The following is a 16,573-nucleotide window of genomic DNA, read 5'->3' on the forward strand; positions in this document are numbered from 1 at the left end:
CTGTGGCGGGGAAAGCAGGGGCATCCATGGCCAATTCGGGGAAGGTGGACTGATTCTCATGGCGCAGTGGACCTCGGCGGTGGGGGCGGCGCAGCTCGCTCGGCTGCTCATGTCCCAGCAGGACCGCCCGGCGGGCCCGCGGACGCGCCGTCCGCCCGCCTACCGCGCGCTCGCCGACGGCATCCGGCTGCTGGTGCTCGAAGGACGGGTCCCGGTGGCCGCCCGGCTGCCCGCCGAGCGGGAACTCGCCGTGTCGCTCTCCGTCAGCCGTACGACGGTCGCCGCCGCCTACGAGGCGCTGCGCGGCGAGGGGTTCCTGGAGTCCCGGCGCGGGGCGGGCAGCTGGACCGCCGTACCGGCCGGTAACCCCCTGCCCGCGCGGGGACTCGAACCGCTGCCGCCCGAGGCGCTCGGCTCGATGATCGACCTCGGCACGGCCGCGCTCCCCGCCCCCGAACCCTGGCTCACCCGAGCCGTGCGGGGCGCCCTGGAGGAGCTTCCTCCCTACGCGCACACGCACGGCGACTACCCGGCCGGGCTGCCCGCGCTGCGTGCCATGATCGCCGACCGGTACACCGCGCGCGGGATCCCCACCATGCCCGAGCAGATCATGGTGACGACCGGGGCGATGGGCGCCATGGACGCCATCTGTCACCTGTTCGCGGGGCGCGGTGAGCGGATCGCGGTGGAGTCGCCGTCGTACGCCAACATCCTCCAGCTGATGCGGGAGACGGGCGCCCGGCTGGTACCGGTCGCGATGGCCGAGGGGCTCGCCGGGTGGGACCTGGACCGCTGGCGGCAGGTGCTGCGGGAGGCCGCGCCGCGGCTCGCCTACGTCGTCGCCGACTTCCACAACCCCACCGGCGCGCTCGCCGACGAGGACCAGCGGCGGCGGCTGGTGGAGGCGGCCCGTTCGGCCGGGACCGTGCTGGTCGCCGACGAGACGATGACCGAGCTGTGGCTCGACGACGACGTGTCCATGCCCCGCCAGGTGTGCGGGTTCGACCCCGCAGGGTCCACGGTGATCACCGTCGGGTCGGCCAGCAAGGCGTTCTGGGCGGGGATGCGCATCGGCTGGGTGCGGGCCGCCCCGGACGTGATCCGCAGCCTGGTCGCCGCCCGCGCGTACGCCGACCTGGGGACACCGGTGCTTGAACAGCTCGCCGTGCACTGGCTGTTCGGCACCGGGGGGTGGGAGCAGGCGGTGGAGATCCGGCGTGCGCAGGCCCGCGACAACCGGGACGCGCTGGTCGCCGCGGTACGGCGGGAGCTGCCCGGCTGGGAGTTCGAGGTGCCCCGCGGCGGGCTCACGCTGTGGGTGCGCGCCGGGGGCCTCTCGGGGTCGCGGCTCGCCGAGGTGGGGGAGCGGGTGGGCGTACGGGTGCCGTCCGGGCCGCGGTTCGGGGTCGACGGCGCGTTCGAGGGGTATGTGCGGTTGCCGTTCACCGTGGGCGGCGCGGTGGCCGAGGAGGCCGCGGCGCGGCTGGCGGCGGCGGCGCGGCTGGTGGAGAACGGGGGACCGGCGGGCGGGGAGACGCCGCGGACGTTCGTGGCGTAGCCGCGGGGCCTCAGGGCCTCACGACGTCTCCGCCACCGCCGACGCCTTCGCGGGGACCGGGTCCGGCTGGTCGAGGGTGGGGACCGGGGTGCGCTGGGGAGCGGGCTCGGGGTCCGGCTCGGCGACGGGCTCGGCCGGGCTCTTCCCGTCCGTGAGGGGTTCCGGGTCCTTCGTGAGGTGCTTCGGGGGGACCTCGGCCTCGACCTCGCCGTCCGCGGGGGTCGTACGCGGCGGCAGCAGGTCGAGCACCGCCTGGCGGTGCGCGTCCGAGGTCGCGTCGTCGTACGGGTCCGGGGTCGCCGGGACCTGGAGCCGCAGCACCGGACCGGTGCCCAGCCGGGCGTAGCCGCGGCCGGGCGGGACCTGGGTGACCGGGGTGGTCTGCGGCCGGGCGCCGAGGTACTGCTCCAGCTGTACGGCGGTGGCGGGGCCGAGGACGACTCGCGCGCGCGTGTGCTGCCGTACCGGCTCGCTCAGCGCGTCCGCGTTGTCGAACTGCTCCGCGACGACCACCGTGACGCCCACCGCGCGGCCGTGCCGCAGGGGCACCTGGAGCAGGGACTGCGGGTCCTGGTGGCCCTCGGCGGCGGCGACGTGCGCGAGGGCGCTGGGGCGGTCCAGGAGGACCCACAGGGGGCGCCTGGTGTCCGCCGGGGGCGGGTCGCCCGCCTGGCGGGCGCGGTTGACGGCGACCAGTCGGCGCTCCGTCTCGTGCGCCACCCACTCCAGGCTGGTCAGCGCCCCGGCGAGCGCGCACTCGACGGCGAGGACGCCGTCCCGGCCGGTGAGGCACGCGTACTCGCCGGTACCGCCGCCCTCGACGATGACGACGTCGCCGTACTGGAGGGCCTGGAGCGCGACGGAGCGCAGCAGGGTGGAGGTGCCGCTGCCCGGCTGGCCCAGGGCCAGCAGGTGGGGCTCGGTCGAGCGCAGGCCGGTGCGCCACACGACCGGCGGCGTGTCGTGCCGTTCCTCGCCGTAGGTGAGGGGGAGCGTGCGCTGGACCTCGGTGGGGTCGGTGAAGCCGAGGACGGTCTCGCCGGGCGCGGTGACGAAGCGCTGGGCGGCGACGTCGGTGGGCAGGGGCGCGAGGACGGTCACCGTGAGCTGGTTGCCCTCCTCGTCCCAGTCGAAGTGGTACTCGCGGCCCCGGCCCGACTTCGCGGTGAGCAACTGCTCGACGCGCGCGCGGGACTCGGGCTCGCCGTCGGTGAAGTAGGCGGGGTAGTCGATGACCAGCCGGGTGACGCGGCCCGAGGCGTCGAAGTCGTACGACGTCAGGGCCTTCGCCCAGTCGCCGCCGTGGCTGTAGACCGGCTCGGGGTCCTCGGCGGCGGAGAAGTACGGCACCAGCGCCTCGTAGAGCGACTTGAGGCGCTGGACCTGGGTCTCGTCGGGCCCGTCCGGGTCCGGTGGGGTGCGGTCCCGGCCGTGCCACGCCGCCGCCGCCATCAGGGTGATGACGGCGAGCAGCGGGCCGTACGGCACGAGGGCCACCACCAGGATGACCGAGGCCACCAGGAACAGCAGGGGTCCACGCCTGTCCTTGGGGGTGTCGGCCCACTTGCGCCGCCCGGCCGAGGCCAGTCGGCGCAGCCCGCGCGTGAGGGTGATCAGCGGGTGCAGGACGTCGGTGGCGCTGTCGGCCGCCGTCCGGGCCAGCTCCCGGCTGCGGGCGAGCTGTGCGCTGCCGTTGCTCAGGATGCGGGGGAGGGGGCGCCGGGCCACTGCTGTCTCCTGGTGGTGCGTACGGGTGGGTGGGGAGTGGGGGTGGGGGACTGGAGGAGGTGTCAGAACTTGATGCCTCCCAGGAGGCTCGCGAGGCTCTCGCCGCCCGCCTTGATGCTGGGGGCGATCGCGGTACTCGCGAGGTAGAAGCCGAACAGCACCGAGATCACGCAGTGCGACGGCTTCAGTCCGTCCTTGCGGAAGAAGATGAACACGACGATGCCGAGCAGGACGACGCCTGAGATGGAGAGGATCATGAGGTCTCCTGGTGTGAGGGGACAGTCACCATGAGTACTTCCAGGCTCACAGCATGTATCCATACGACAAAAGGTGCAACTGAGTGAAATTCCCGAAATTTCCTTCAGTTGGCCGAGCCGACTCCGGCGCGTCTGACCAGCGCGGTCGCGTCCGACGGGGGCATTGGTGATCTTTGCCGCGGGCGCGGCCCGTCATGTGCGCGCGCAGCAAGTACCCTGGCGAATCACCCGTACGGACGCACCGCTCGCGGCCGTAGCACCCTGTAGGACCCGTAACGCCCGCAGTTCCCGCAGTCCCCGAAGCTCGCAGTGAGAGGCGGTCCCGCCGATGACCGAAGTCCCCGACCCCGAGGTCGTGGAGCTGGCCACCAGGATCTTCGATCTGGCCCGGCGAGGGCAGACCGAGGCGCTGGTGGCCTATGTCGACGCGGGCGTTCCGGCCCACCTCACCAACGACCGCGGCGACTCCCTCGTGATGCTCGCCGCCTACCACGGCCACGCGGCGGCGGTGCGCGCGCTGCTCACCCGGGGCGCCGGGGCCGACCACGTCAACGACCGGGGCCAGACCCCCCTCGCGGGGGCCGTCTTCAAGGGCGAGCCGGAAGTGATCAAAGCCCTTCTGGAGGGCGGCGCCGACCCCGCCGCGGGAACTCCGTCGGCCGTTGACACAGCCCGTATGTTCGGCAAGGCGGAACTGCTGGAATTGTTCGGCGCGCACTGATCCGAACGCTCTGACCTGCGCGGAAACCCCGCCAGGCGGGGTAAGGCACGGAAAACGGGGGAGGCGGGAGAGGGCCGCCGGAAATATCGGTCGCGGTACAGATAACCACCGAGTCATCATGACGTCGTGATTCACGGACGCGATGGCTGGGCAGGTGTTGCCGCACCGCGCGGACCGTGACGGGTCCGTTCGGGCCACTTGACGAGAGGCAGAGGAAGATGGTCTACAGCAAGCAAGAGACGGCGGGCGCCCCGACGTGTTGTCACGCGGCCAGGTAAGGCACGTTCCCCGGTTGCGTCGACGCTTGATGTGAGGCTGTTTCCCATGTTCGATCCGGTCATAGCGCCCAGCGGTACGCTGCTCGGCCTGCTCCAGCGGGGCCGCGGCGACGGCACACTGCACGCGCTCACCGCTCCCCGTACGGAAGCGCTCGCGGCACTGAACCAGTGTGTGCTGCGCGACCCCCGCAACGACTGGCAGGTGGAGAACCGCTCCCTCTACTACGCCCGTCTCCACCTCGACCTGGGCGGCGATCTGGACGCCGTCGAGGCGCACCTGTTCGACGCCGAGGACATCATCGACAGCGACGAGTCGCGCACCGGGCTCGCCCTCGCCGTCCTCGGCCACCTCGCCTCCTACGGTCGCCGGGACGCGCTCGACCTGCTGCGCCGGTACGCCGCCGAGGGCGCGAACTGGGCCTGGGCCCTGGACGAGCTGGCGCTGCGCGACGACGACGCCGGGCTGCGTGCCCTGGCGGTGCCCGTGCTCGCGCGGTTCCCGGCCGACGCCGAGGGCGAGGCCGAGCTGGCCGCCGCCGTCCGTGACGCGTTCGAACCCCGGCCCTGGCGGCTGTGGGCGGAGGACCCGCGCGAGGCGATCGCCTCACGCGTGCGTGCCGCCCACGAGACCGGCTGTTTCGACCGCTGGCAGCGGCAGATGCGGCCCTCAGGGCCCCGCCCCGGCTGGAGCGTGCAGGCGGTGTTCGAATGGGCCCAGCAGGGCCTCGAACGCGGTGCCGCGCTCTATGTGCCCGCCGCCCGATGTCTGAGCGCGGTCGCGGGCCCCGAGGACCGGGCCGAGATCGTGCGGGCCGCCAAGGACGGCTCCGACGGAGCCCGCTGCACCGCCCTGCGCTACCTCGCCGACGGCAACGACTCCGACGCCCTCGACCTGATCGACGCGGCCGTCGCCACCGGCACCGCGGTCGTCGTGGAGGCCGCCGTGGACGCCTTCGAACGGATGCGCAGTGTCGCCGCCGTCGACCGGGCCCGCGGCTGGGCCCAGCGGCCCGACGCGCTCGGTGCCGCCGCCGGACGGATGCTCGCCTGCCGCGGCACCGCCCGGGACAGCGACCTCGTCCTCGGCGCCCTGCGCGAGGCCGTCCGCACCGAAGGACCCGACGCGCCCACCCTGTGGACCCTCACCGACGGCGCCGGACGGCTCGGCATCGCCTGCGCCGCACCCGTGCTGCGCCATGTCTACCGCGAGACCGCCTCGTCCCACCTCCGCGGCCGGGCCGCCCGCGCGCTCGCCGCCACCGACCCCTCCTTCGCCACCGGGTTCGCCGTCGAATGCCTGTGGGACTGCGAGGAGACCACCCGCGAACTCGCCGCCCGGCACGCCGAGACCGGAGACGCCCGGGTCGTGGAGCGACTACGGCGACTGGCGGCGGATCCAGCCGAGGAGGCCGAGGTCCAGACCGCCGTACGCAGCCGGATCGGCCCCGACGCGCCCGCGGTGTGAACCCGGGGTGACTCGCGGGTCAGGTGCGCATGGACGCGCCCTGACCTGCGGATGTGCCGATCCCGCTGCTCATGGGACGTTCCTCGCCAGGAAAGGTCCACGTTGACGTGGCCACGTCTGGTCCGGCGACAACACCCGTATGCGTGTCGTCATCGTGACCGAATCCTTTCCCCCCGATGTGAACGGCGTGGCCCACTGCGCGCTCCAGACCGCCCGGCACCTCGTCGCCCGCGGTCACGCTCCCCTCGTCGTCGCACCGGCGCCCGCCCCGGGCAGCGGGGCCGACGCCGCCCTGGCGCCGTGCCCCGTGGTCCACGTCCCCTCCCTCCCGCTCCCCGGCTACCCCCAGGTCCGCGTCGCCCTCCCCAGCCGACGCCTGGCCGCCGCCCTCGTCGCCCACCGCGCGGACGTCGTCCACCTGGCCAGTCCCTTCATCCTCGGCGTCCGCGGCATGGCCGCCGCCGCCCGGCTCGGCATCCCCGCCGTCGCCGTCTACCAGACCGACCTGGCCGGATACGCCCGCACGTACGTGGGCGCCGGAGAGGCCGCGGCCTGGCGGCGGATCCGCTCCGTGCACTCCGCCGCCGACCGCACCCTGGCGCCCTCCAGCGCCTCCCTGGGCGACCTGGAGGCCCACGGGGTGCCCCGGGTACGGCTGTGGCCGCGCGGCGTGGACACCGACCGGTTCCACCCCGACCGCCGCGACCCCGCCCTGCGCCGCGCGCTCGCCCCCGACGGTGAGCTGATCGTCGGGTACGTCGGCCGCCTCGCCCCCGAGAAGCACGTCGACCTGCTCGCCGGGGCCTGCGCCCTGCCCGGCGTGCGCGTCGTCGTCGTGGGCGACGGGCCGAGCCGTCCGGGCCTTGAGGAGGCGCTGCCCGGCGCGGTCTTCCTCGGCCGCCGTGGCGGGGACGACCTCGCGCGGATCTTCGCCTCTCTCGACCTCTTCGTGCACACCGGTCCCTTCGAGACCTTCTGCCAGACCGTGCAGGAGGCCATGGCCAGCGGCGTGCCGGTCGTCGCGCCCGCCGCGGGCGGCCCGCTGGACCTGGTCGACCACGGACGCACCGGGCTGCTGGTCCCGCCCCGCGACGCCGACGCCGTACGGGACGCGGTGGCCGCGCTGGCCGCCGACCCCGCGCCGCGCGCCGCCTACGGCAGCGCCGCGCGCGCCACCGTCGAGGGGCGCACCTGGGCGGCGGTCGGTGACCGGCTGATCGAGCACTACGAGGATGTCCTCGCCGCGCGGACAGCGGTGATGGCGGCGTGAGGGGCGCTGACGGCGGCGTGAGCGGGCTGCGGATCGTACGGCTCGCCAACTTCGTCGCTCCCGCCTCCGGGGGCCTGCGCACCGCCCTGCGTGAGCTGGGCCGGGGCTTCCTGGCGGCGGGCCATGAGCCGGTGCTGGTGGTGCCGGGCGAGCGGTACACCGACCGCGACACCGAACAGGGGCGGGTCATCACCCTGCCCGGCCCCCTGCTGCCCGGCACCGGCGGCTACCGCGTCCTCACCGACAGGCGGCGCGTGGCCGCCCTCCTCGACGGACTCGCCCCCGACCGCCTCGAGGTCTCCGACCGTACGACGCTCAGGTGGACCGGCCGGTGGGCGCGGCGGGCCCGGGTGCCCGCGGTGATGGTCTCCCACGAGACCGCCGACGGCGTCCTGCGCACCTGGGGGCTGCCCGAGGGCGTGTCCCGGCGCGCCGCCGACGCCCTCAACACCCGCACCGCGCACGCCTACGCGCGCGTGGTGTGCACCACCGAGTTCGCCGAGCGGGAGTTCGTCCGCATCGGCGCCACGAATGTCGTGCGGGCCCCGCTCGGCGTCGACCTGGTGACCCGGCACCCCGCGCTGCGGGACCCGGCCGTGCGTGGGCTCCACGCCCGCGGGGACCAGCGGCTGCTGGTGATGTGCTCCCGGCTCTCCGTCGAGAAGCGGCCCGGCACCGCGCTCGACGCCCTGGAGGCGCTGCTGCGGCGCGGTGAGAGGGCGGTGCTGGTGGTCGCCGGGCGCGGGCCGCTGCGCGGGCGGCTGGAGCAGCGGGCGGCGGAACGGGACCTGCCGGTGACGTTCCTCGGGCACGTCGCCGACCGTGCGCTGCTCGGCGCGCTCCAGGCGTCGGCCGACGTGTGTCTGGCGCCGGGGCCCGCGGAGACCTTCGGTCTGGCCGCGCTGGAGGCCATGGCGTGCGGTACGCCCGTCGTGGCGAGCGCCTCCTCCGCGCTGCCCGAGGTGATCGGCGCCGCCGGGGCCACCGCGGCTGACCACGGGGAGTCCTTCGCGGACGCCGTCAGCCTGCTGCTCGCGCGGGGCGAGACCGAGCGGCGTGAGGCGGCACGCGCGCGAGCGGAGTGCTTCGGGTGGGACACGGCGGTGGGGGCGTTCCTCGCGGCGCACGACGCGGATGCCGACGCCGGGGGCGCGCACCGGGCGGAGCCACCCGCCGTCCCGCGCGGGGGCGCGGCATGAGCCCCGCGCGGTGACGGCTTCAACGGCGGCGTACGGGCAGGAAGCGGACCGGCGTGCCGGGGCGGGCCTGGGCCGCCGCGGGGAGGTCGGGGGCGCGGACCACGGCGATGACCGGGTAGCCGCCGGTGGTGGGGTGGTCGGCCAGGAAGACGACCGGACGGCCGTCCGGCGGGACCTGGACCGCGCCCAGCACCATTCCCTCACTGGGCAGTTCACCCGGCCGGAACCGCTCCAGGACGGGCCCGTCCGTGCGCAGCCCGATGCGGTTGCTCGCGGGCGAGACCCGGTACGCGCGCGTGGTGAACGTCCGCAGGGCCTCCGGCGTGAACCAGTCGTCGCGCGGGCCCGGCGTCACCCGTAGGAGGAGTTCCGCCGCCGGACCCGGCTGCGGGGCGACGTCCACACGTGCGTGCGGCCCCGCCGTCTGCCCCAGGGGGAGTACGGCGTCGCCCCTGAGGGGTGCGGGGCCGAGCCCGGAGAGCAGATCCGTGGAGCGGCTGCCGAGCACCGGCTCGACGGCGATGCCACCGGCGAAGGCGACATAGCTGCGGACGCCGGACACCGCCGTGCCGACGTCCAGGAGCGCCCCGGCGGGCACCCGCACCGGGGCGCCCCAGGCGACCGGGCGTCCGTCGACCGCCACCGGGCAGGGCGCGCCGCCGACCGCCACGGTGACCGTCGAACGGGGGCGTACGGCGCAGCCGTTGACGGTGGTCTCCAGGACGGCCGCCTCGCGCGGGTTGCCGACCAGCCGGTTGACGAGCGCCGCGGCGGGCCCGTCGAGCGCGCCGGAGCGTGGGACACCGAGGTGGGCGTGGCCGGGGCGGCCGAGGTCCTGCACGGTGGTCAGGGCACCGGGGCGGACGACGGCGAGGGCGTGGTCGGTCATACGGGCGCCCCCGCTCCCACCGGGACGAACCGCACGCGCGCGCCCGGCGTCAGCAGCGCGGCCGGTACGCGCGCGTGGTCCCACAGCACCGCGTCCGTGGTGCCGATCAACTGCCAGCCGCCCGGCGACGAACGCGGGTACACGCCCGTGTACGGCCCCGCCAGCGCCACCGCGCCCGCGGGGACGGCCGTGCGCGGTGTCGCTCGGCGCGGGACGTCGTAGCGGGGCGGCAGCCCGGTCAGATAGCCGAAGCCGGGCGCGAAACCGCAGAACGCGACCCGGAACTCGGTGGCGGCGTGCAGGAGGGCCACCTCCTCCTCGGTCACCCCCCAGTGCGCCGCGACGTCCGGCAGGTCCGGGCCGTCGTAGCGCACCGGCAGCTCGACCACCCGCCCCGCGCGCGAGGGCACGGACGGCACCTCGAAGGCGGTCAGTTCGGTGGCGAGCCGGGCCGGGTCGGGGACCCCGTCGAGCAGGACCGTGCGGGCCGCGGGCACGATCTCGCGCGCCGCCAGCGCGCCCTCCGAGCGGCGGCGCAGCAGCTCCGCGTGCAGCACCTGTGCCTCGTCCCCCGAGGACACCTCGACGAGCAGGGCGTCGGCACCGACGGGCAGGACCCTCATGCGAAGGACCCCACCCGGACGCCCGCCGCCTCCAGCCGCCCTCTGACGCGCCGGGCCAGCTCCACCGCGCCCGGGGTGTCGCCGTGCAGGCACAGGGAACGCGCGCGTACGTCGATCCGGACGCCGGAGTGCGAGAGGACCGTCCCCCCGCGGGCCAGGGTGACCGACCGCTCCACCACGGCCTCCGGGTCGGTGAGCACGGCGTCGTCCCACGCGCGCGGGACCAGCGTGCCCTCGTCGGTGTACGCGCGGTCCGCGAACGCCTCGGGGACGTCCGTGAGGCCCGCCTTGGCCGCCAGCTCCAGCAGCCGTGAGCCGGGCAGGCCGAGCACCGGCAGCGTGTCGTCCGCGAGGAGGACGCCGTCGACGACCGCGCGGGCCTGTTCCTCGTCGTGCACGACCCGGTTGTAGAGCGCGCCGTGCGGTTTGACGTAGGCCACGCGGGCGCCCGCCGCGCGCGCGAAGACCTCCAGGGCGCCGATCTGGTAGGCCACCTCGGCCGTCAGCTCGGCGGGCGGCACGTCCATCGCGCGCCGCCCGAACCCCGCGAGGTCCCGGTAGGAGACCTGCGCGCCGATCGTGACCCCGCGCTCGGCCGCCAGCTCGCACACCCGCCGCATGGTGGCCGCGTCCCCGGCGTGGAAGCCGCAGGCCACGTTGGCGCTGGTGACGACGGACAGCAGCTGTTCGTCGTCGGTGAGCCGCCAGCGGCCGAAGCCCTCTCCGAGGTCGGCGTTCAGATCGATCGAGGTCATGGATTCTCTCTTGGTAGATCGAGCTCGCGCGGTCCGGTCAGACCACGCGGTACTGGTCGTCGCGCGCGTCGGTGACGAACATCTGCCCCGGCGCGTGGGTGAGGGCGAACGGCGGCCGGGACGCCGCGAGCGCCGCCTGCGGGGTCACGCCGCAGGCCCAGAACACCGGGATGTCGTCCTGTTCGGCGGCCACCGGGTCGCCGTAGTCGGGGCGGGCGAGGTCGTCGATCCCGAGCGTCGCGGGGTCGCCGCAGTGCACCGGGCCGCCGTGCACCGCCGGGAGCAGGCTGCTCTCCCGGATCGCCGCCGCCAGCCGCCCCGGCGGCACCGGGCGCATCGACACCACCAGCGGGCCGCGCAGCCGCCCCGCGGGACGGCACTGACGGCCCGTCACGTACATCGGGACGTTGCGGCCCTGTTCGACGTGGCGGATCGGCACGTCCGCGGCGGCGAGCGCCCACTCGAAGGTGAAGCTGCACCCGAGCAGGAACGTCACCAGGTCGTCCCGCCAGTGTCCGAGCACGTCCGTGGGTTCGTCGACCAACTCCCCGTCCCGCCACACCCGGTAGCGCGGCAGATCGGTCCGCAGGTCGGCGCCGTCCGCGAGGACGGTCGTCCAGGAGCCCGCGTCGGTCACGTCGAGCACCGGGCACGGCTTGGGGTTGCGCTGGCAGAACAGCAGCATGTCGTACGCCCAGTCGGCGGGCACCGAGACCAGGTTGACCTGGGTGTGCCCGGCGGCGACCCCGGCGGTGGCTCCGGTCAGTCCGGCGCGGAAGCGGGCGCGGGCCTTCCTCGGGCGCCACGCGCGCGCGTGCTCGTCGGTCAGGGTGACGGGGCGGTCCTGGGCGGCCGGGGTCACGCGGTACTCCTCGGTGGCCTGGAGTGCGGGGCGTTCCCCGGTGGGCGGGGTCACGGTGCGGTTCTCGGTGCGGTTCACTCCAGTTCCTTCCCGCGGGTCTCCGGCAGGCCGAGCAGCGCCAGCGCGGCGAGACCGTACCCGACCGCGCCGAACACCAGCGCGCCGCCCACGCCCCAGCTGTCGGCCAGGAAGCCGACCGTGGTGGGGAAGACGGCGCCGATCGCCCGGCCGGTGTTGTAGGTGAAGCCCTGCCCGGTACCGCGCACCGCCGTCGGGTACAGCTCGCTCAGGAACGACCCGAACCCGCTGAAGATGGCCGACATGCAGAAGCCCAGCGGGAAACCCAGCACCAGCAGCAGGGTGTTGGCGCCGCTCGGGATGTTCGCGTACGCCAGGACGCACAGCCCCGACAGCAGGGCGAAGAGCCAGATGTTGCGGCGGCGGCCCAGCCGGTCGGTGAGGTAACCGCCCGTCAGGTAGCCGGCGAAGGCGCCCGAGATCAGGAACGTCAGATAGCCGCCGGTACCGACGACCGACAGGTCCCGCTCGGTCTTCAGATACGTCGGCACCCAGGTCGCCAGCGTGTAGTAGCCGCCCTGGACACCGGTGGAGAGCAGGACCGCGAAGACCGTGGTGCGCAGCAGACCGGGCTTGAAGACGGCCGTGAAGGACGCCCTGGCCCCGCCGTCGCGGACGCTTCTGACGCGTACGGCGGTGGCGCGCGGGGCGTCGTGCACCCGGCGCCGCATCCACACCACCAGCAGCGCGGGCAGCGCGCCGGTCCAGAACATCACCCGCCAGGCCAGGTCGTCGCCGACGAAGGAGAACACCAGCGTGTAGACGATCACGGCCGCCGCCCAGCCCACCGCCCAGGAACTCTGGACGGCGCCGAGGGTCCGCCCGCGGTGCCTGGCGCTCGCGTACTCGGCGACCAGGATCGCGCCGACCGCCCACTCGCCGCCGAAGCCGAGGCCCTGGAGCGCCCGGAAGACCAGCAGCGTCTCGTAGTTGGGCGCGAAGCCGCAGGCCACGGTGAAGACGGCGTACGTGATCACCGTGATCATCAGCGCCCTGACCCGGCCTACCCGGTCGGCGACCACGCCCGCGAGCGCGCCGCCCACGGCCGAGACGACCAGGGTGACGGTGGTGAACAGGCCGGTCTGCCCGCTGTCCAGGTCGAAGTAGGCGGCCAGCGCGACCATGCTCAGCGGCAGCGTGAAGTAGTCGTACGAGTCCAGTGCATATCCACCGAAGGCGCCCGCGAAGGCGCGTCGGCCGCGCGGTCCGAGGGCGCGCAGCCAGCCCAACGGGCCGTCTGCGTCGATCTGTTCGCGCCCATCTGGTCGGGGCTCGGTGGGCAGGGCCTGCGGCGGTGGGGTCGTGCTCATGGGCACCTCGCTGGGTGAGGAAGGAGGGTGCTGGGACTGAGCCGTGCCGTGCGGTTGGTTCGTAGCAACGTAGAGGATTGTTCAACGATCCCTCAATACCCATGTTGTTTCGTTCTTGTGTCTGCGGTTGAATTCCGGGCATGGCAGAGGGCAGGGCAGAACAGCTCACGGGACTGGCGGACGACCGTGCCCTCCTCGGGCGCACCAGCACCGCCGAGCGGGTGTCGGACATCCTGCGGACCCGCATCGCCGAGGGGTTCTTCCCGCCCGGGACCCGGCTGTCGGAGGACGCCATCGGCGGGGCGCTCGGCGTCTCCCGCAACACGCTCCGCGAGGCGTTCCGGCTGCTCACCCACGAGCGGCTGCTCGTCCACGAGCTGAACCGCGGCGTCTTCGTGCGGGTGCTGACCGTCGAGGACGTCGAGGACATCTACCGCACCCGCCGCCTCGTCGAGTGCGCCGTCGTCCGCGGGCTCGGCGAGCCGCCGTACACGCTCGACGGACTCACAACGGCCGTGCACCAGGGCCAGCTCGCGGCTGTCCGGAAAGAGTGGGGCGAGCTGGGCACCGCCAACATCCACTTCCACCGGGAACTCGTCGCCCTCGCGGGCAGCGCCCGCACCGACGAGCTGATGCGCAGCGTCTTCGCCGAACTCCGGCTCGCGTTCCACGTCGTGGAGGACCCTGGGCGGCTGCACGAGCCCTACCTCGTCCGGAACCGGCAGATCCTCCAGGCGCTCCAGGCGGGCGACAAGGCCGAGGCCGAGCGCCAGCTGGTCGTCTACCTGGACGACTCGCTCCGGCGCGTCGGGGAGGCGTACCGGCGCCGGATGGACGCGGACGACTGAGCCGGGCCCGTGCTCGCCAGGCGGCCAAGCCGCCCTGTGACGGTGGTCGCTTCTGCGGCCGTTTGGGCCGTTGTCAGACCGAGGACCTAGTCTGTGCACCGTGACTTCGCCTGCATCGACGGACAGCGTTCCGCCCCAGCTCAGCGCGGGGCCGCGGCCCGCGCCGGGCCCGGCCGCCGACGAAGGACTGGCGCGGCGGCTGCGCGCGCTCGCCTGCACCGCGCCGCTGCACGACCTCGACGCCCGCAAGGCCAACCTGGCGGGCGAGTACTCGGTGTACGGCATGGCGGAGGTCGCCCTCGCCGCGATCGACCTCGTCACCCTGAACATGGACTTCGACACCGGCGCCGACCACGACCAGGTCGTCGCCCGGCTCATCCCGCGCATCGCCGCGCAGGCCCCGCACCGCCCCGTCGCCGAGCACGAGCGGGTGGCCCGCTGGGTGCTGGAGAACCTGATCAACGTCGGCAGCGTCGACCGCGGCTTCCGCGCGGTGTACGGCACCTTCGCCCCGGACGGCTCCTACGTCCGCCGGGACTACGACTTCAAGCTGGTCGAGGAGGTCCCGGGCCCCGGCGGCAGCGTGTACCTGCGCACGACGGACGAGGCGGTCAACGTCCTCGTCGGCGCCCTCGACACCGACGTCACCAGCGCCCAGATCGCCGCCGAGGTCAAGCTGGAGGTGCTGATCAACCGGGGGCGCCTCGCCGACGCCCAGCTCGCCGCCGAGCAGGCCCGGTACCGCACCGTGCAGTACTCGGAGACCCTGCGCCGCGCCCTGGACGCCACCCGGCGCAACGTCCGCGCGGTGGACTGGCTCAGCGCCGTCCCCGACATGATCGCCGAGGCCCTGGACCACGTGGCCGACCGCTACCGCCACGAGAACGCGATCCTCACCAACATCCGCCGCGCCCGCGACGAGTCCGAGGAACCGGAGCACAAGCGTCGCGCGGCCGAGCTGGTCGACATCGTCAAGGACTGCATCCGCAGGCACACCCAGCTCCAGTCCCGGCTGCTGGAGGCCGGTCCGCTGTTCCGCGCCGAGCAGGACCGGCAGGCGTTCGCCACCCCGGCGGCCACCTCCGGCACCGACCTGTACGGCCAGCTGCTCGCCCCCGTCCTGCCGCTCCCGCTGGAGCGGGCGATCCGCGTCACCGACGCCTTCTTCGCCAGCGGCACGGGGCTGCGCACGCCGGTGTCCGTCCGGGTCGGCGACCTCGTCGACATCCTGCTGACGCCCCCGGTGGAGCGGGAGCACCTGGGCGCGGAGATGCCGGAGCCCGACCTGATCGCCACCCCCGACGACAGCCGCTTCAGCGAGGAGCAGCTCGCCGCGGCGACGGACCTGCTCGACCTGCCCGCCGACGCCCCGCGCCGCTTGTCCGGCCTGCTGGCCGAGGCCCGCCGTCGGGACCCCGAGCTGCCCTATCTGGTGGCCCTGCTCGCCGTGCACGCGGCCAGCCCGCCGGTCGGCACCGCCTACCGCCAGGGCGAGCGGAAGCTGCTGTTCGCCGTGGACGACGGCACCGAACTGGACGACCCGGAGTTCGGCGGCGCCGACCTCATCGTGGGCACCGCCCTGCTGGACGCCGCCGGGATGGCGGCCGACCGGACGGAGGCCGCGTGAACACGGACGCCAGCACAACGCCGTACCGACGTCGGCGGCACGCCGCGTACCAGCGTCAGCAGCACCTCCCGCACCAGCGCCAGCAGCACCCCTCGCACCAGCGACCGCGGCACCCCGCGCACCAGCGCCAGCGCAGCAAGGAGTCCCGACCGTGACCGAGCACGACGACCGCAGCGAGCAGGAGACCGCCGCGTCGGTGAGCGGTGCCGCGTCCGGGACCGCCGCCGCCCCGGGGGCGGGTGCCGTCACGCCCGCCGACGCCGCCGACGCGGCGCGGCTCGTCGCCTTCGGCCTCCAGCCCAAACTCCAGCCCGCCCGCGACCAGGAGTACACGGACCTGCTGCGCCGCTACCGCGAGGACCCGCCGTTCGCGCGGCTCGCGGACGCCGTGGCCACCGGGCTCGGCCTGGTCGTCCTGGAGGTGTCCCCGCGCGCGGGCATGGCCGTGACGGCCGCCGAGGACTCGGTGTTCGCCGTCCGCTTGGGCGACTACGCGCGTCGCACCTCCGCCGACTCCGCCGACCGGTTCCTGCACGGCCTCGCCCACCTCGCCGTCGCCGCGATGGCCTTCCCCCGCCCCGAGGACCTCGCCGACGACGGCTACATCGGCCGGGTCACCGTCAACGGCGTCGACACCTTCGTCCGGCAGGTCTGCCGCCGACTGGAGGAGCGGGCCGAGGAACAGGGCGAGAACACCGACCCGGAGACCGGGGCGCCCGGTCTGGAGGCCGCCTGGCGGATCTGGGTCAGACGCAGCGCCACCGGCGCCACCAAGGACGCGCGCCGTCTCGCGGGCTCCACCACCGGCATCGTCGCCAAGGCCACCGCCTTCCTCACCGACTCCGGCTTCCTGCAGCGCACCGGCGACGACCACGGCGGCACCTACCGCACGACGGCCCGCTACCAGCTCCAGGTCCGCGACATGGCGGGCGCCGCCGCCCTGGCCGAACTGCTCGAGCTGGGCGTGGTCCCGGTGACCGACGGCACCCCGACCCTGCTGCCCGCCGACGACACCGACGACCTGGACCTGGTCGCCGACGCCGGACTGCCGTTCCACGCCTCCCCCCAGCCCTGACCGCCCCGCCCTGACCCCCCCACGCAGAAG

15 protein-coding genes are annotated in these 16,573 nt (G+C 74.6%); 8 read left to right on the forward strand and 7 right to left on the reverse strand.

The genetic code is table 11. The features are described 5' to 3' along the window. The first annotated feature begins 58 nt into the window (after positions 1 to 58). Positions 59 to 1,558: a PLP-dependent aminotransferase family protein gene (locus ABZ659_RS23770; RefSeq protein ID WP_360223581.1), complete on the forward strand. Its 1,500-nt coding sequence runs from the start codon at positions 59 to 61 to the stop codon at positions 1,556 to 1,558. A gap of 18 nt (positions 1,559 to 1,576) precedes the next feature. On the opposite strand, the gene ABZ659_RS23775 is transcribed toward ABZ659_RS23770, so the two are convergent. Beyond that, entirely contained in the window at positions 1,577 to 3,286 is a 1,710-nt protein-coding gene (locus ABZ659_RS23775) for a hypothetical protein (RefSeq protein ID WP_360223583.1), read from the reverse strand. A gap of 62 nt (positions 3,287 to 3,348) precedes the next feature. Continuing rightward, positions 3,349 to 3,543, reverse strand: coding sequence for a hypothetical protein (locus ABZ659_RS23780; protein WP_360223585.1), 195 nt, complete (start codon positions 3,541 to 3,543; stop codon positions 3,349 to 3,351). A 328-nt stretch (positions 3,544 to 3,871) separates the two neighbouring features. Between ABZ659_RS23780 and ABZ659_RS23785 the strand changes: the two genes are divergently transcribed. From ABZ659_RS23785 to ABZ659_RS23800, 4 genes are all read left to right on the forward strand, one after another. Next, entirely contained in the window at positions 3,872 to 4,264 is a 393-nt protein-coding gene (locus ABZ659_RS23785) for an ankyrin repeat domain-containing protein (RefSeq protein ID WP_360223587.1), read from the forward strand. 324 nt (positions 4,265 to 4,588) lie between these two features. Continuing rightward, positions 4,589 to 6,007, forward strand: coding sequence for a HEAT repeat domain-containing protein (locus ABZ659_RS23790; RefSeq protein ID WP_360223589.1), 1,419 nt, complete (start codon positions 4,589 to 4,591; stop codon positions 6,005 to 6,007). A gap of 139 nt (positions 6,008 to 6,146) precedes the next feature. Then, complete coding sequence (locus ABZ659_RS23795; RefSeq protein ID WP_360223591.1) at positions 6,147 to 7,277, forward strand: glycosyltransferase family 1 protein; 1,131 nt, start codon at positions 6,147 to 6,149, stop codon at positions 7,275 to 7,277. Positions 7,278 to 7,294: 17 nt separating this feature from the next. Next, positions 7,295 to 8,476 (forward strand): glycosyltransferase, encoded by a 1,182-nt coding sequence (locus ABZ659_RS23800; RefSeq protein WP_360223643.1) that lies wholly within the window; start codon positions 7,295 to 7,297, stop codon positions 8,474 to 8,476. 19 nt (positions 8,477 to 8,495) lie between these two features. Here the strand turns inward: ABZ659_RS23800 and ABZ659_RS23805 are convergent, their stop codons facing one another. From ABZ659_RS23805 to ABZ659_RS23825, 5 genes are all read right to left on the reverse strand, one after another. Then, on the reverse strand, positions 8,496 to 9,365 hold the full coding sequence (locus ABZ659_RS23805) for a biotin-dependent carboxyltransferase family protein (RefSeq protein WP_360223593.1): 870 nt from the start codon (positions 9,363 to 9,365) through the stop codon (positions 8,496 to 8,498). Continuing rightward, positions 9,362 to 9,988, reverse strand: a complete 627-nt coding sequence (locus tag ABZ659_RS23810; protein ID WP_360223595.1) for an allophanate hydrolase subunit 1 — start codon at positions 9,986 to 9,988, stop codon at positions 9,362 to 9,364. Before ABZ659_RS23810 ends, ABZ659_RS23805 begins: the two co-directional genes overlap by 4 nt. Next, on the reverse strand, positions 9,985 to 10,743 hold the full coding sequence (locus ABZ659_RS23815; RefSeq protein ID WP_360223597.1) for a 5-oxoprolinase subunit PxpA: 759 nt from the start codon (positions 10,741 to 10,743) through the stop codon (positions 9,985 to 9,987). Before ABZ659_RS23815 ends, ABZ659_RS23810 begins: the two co-directional genes overlap by 4 nt. A 37-nt stretch (positions 10,744 to 10,780) precedes the next feature. Next, positions 10,781 to 11,605: a putative hydro-lyase gene (locus ABZ659_RS23820; RefSeq protein WP_360223645.1), complete on the reverse strand. Its 825-nt coding sequence runs from the start codon at positions 11,603 to 11,605 to the stop codon at positions 10,781 to 10,783. Between the two features lie 74 nt (positions 11,606 to 11,679). After that, the gene (locus ABZ659_RS23825) at positions 11,680 to 12,993 is read right to left on the reverse strand and encodes an MFS transporter (protein WP_360223599.1); all 1,314 of its coding nucleotides are present in this window, start codon (positions 12,991 to 12,993) and stop codon (positions 11,680 to 11,682) included. Between the two features lie 140 nt (positions 12,994 to 13,133). On the opposite strand from ABZ659_RS23825, the gene ABZ659_RS23830 reads away from it, so the two are divergent. The 3 genes from ABZ659_RS23830 to ABZ659_RS23840 all read left to right on the forward strand — a co-directional run bounded on the left by ABZ659_RS23830 (position 13,134) and on the right by ABZ659_RS23840 (position 16,543). Then, positions 13,134 to 13,841 (forward strand): GntR family transcriptional regulator, encoded by a 708-nt coding sequence (locus tag ABZ659_RS23830; protein WP_360223601.1) that lies wholly within the window; start codon positions 13,134 to 13,136, stop codon positions 13,839 to 13,841. Between the two features lie 100 nt (positions 13,842 to 13,941). Further along, positions 13,942 to 15,468 (forward strand): hypothetical protein, encoded by a 1,527-nt coding sequence (locus ABZ659_RS23835; RefSeq protein ID WP_360223602.1) that lies wholly within the window; start codon positions 13,942 to 13,944, stop codon positions 15,466 to 15,468. Positions 15,469 to 15,664: 196 nt separating this feature from the next. Next, positions 15,665 to 16,543 carry a hypothetical protein gene (locus ABZ659_RS23840; RefSeq protein WP_360223647.1) on the forward strand — a complete coding sequence of 293 codons (879 nt, stop codon included), beginning with the start codon at positions 15,665 to 15,667 and terminating at the stop codon, positions 16,541 to 16,543. Positions 16,544 to 16,573 lie beyond the last annotated feature (30 nt).

The sequence above is a fragment of the Streptomyces sp. NPDC006997 genome (genome assembly GCF_040635175.1).
Lineage (GTDB): Bacteria > Actinomycetota > Actinomycetes > Streptomycetales > Streptomycetaceae > Streptomyces.

Coding starts and splice junctions, on each gene's coding strand:
- ABZ659_RS23770 (WP_360223581.1), top strand. CDS start 59: ATGGCGCAGTGGACCTCGGCGGTGGGGGCGGCGCAGCTCGCTCGGCTG.
- ABZ659_RS23780 (WP_360223585.1), bottom strand. CDS start 3,543: ATGATCCTCTCCATCTCAGGCGTCGTCCTGCTCGGCATCGTCGTGTTC.
- ABZ659_RS23785 (WP_360223587.1), top strand. CDS start 3,872: ATGACCGAAGTCCCCGACCCCGAGGTCGTGGAGCTGGCCACCAGGATC.
- ABZ659_RS23790 (WP_360223589.1), top strand. CDS start 4,589: ATGTTCGATCCGGTCATAGCGCCCAGCGGTACGCTGCTCGGCCTGCTC.
- ABZ659_RS23795 (WP_360223591.1), top strand. CDS start 6,147: ATGCGTGTCGTCATCGTGACCGAATCCTTTCCCCCCGATGTGAACGGC.
- ABZ659_RS23805 (WP_360223593.1), bottom strand. CDS start 9,365: ATGACCGACCACGCCCTCGCCGTCGTCCGCCCCGGTGCCCTGACCACC.
- ABZ659_RS23810 (WP_360223595.1), bottom strand. CDS start 9,988: ATGAGGGTCCTGCCCGTCGGTGCCGACGCCCTGCTCGTCGAGGTGTCC.
- ABZ659_RS23815 (WP_360223597.1), bottom strand. CDS start 10,743: ATGACCTCGATCGATCTGAACGCCGACCTCGGAGAGGGCTTCGGCCGC.
- ABZ659_RS23825 (WP_360223599.1), bottom strand. CDS start 12,993: ATGAGCACGACCCCACCGCCGCAGGCCCTGCCCACCGAGCCCCGACCA.
- ABZ659_RS23830 (WP_360223601.1), top strand. CDS start 13,134: ATGGCAGAGGGCAGGGCAGAACAGCTCACGGGACTGGCGGACGACCGT.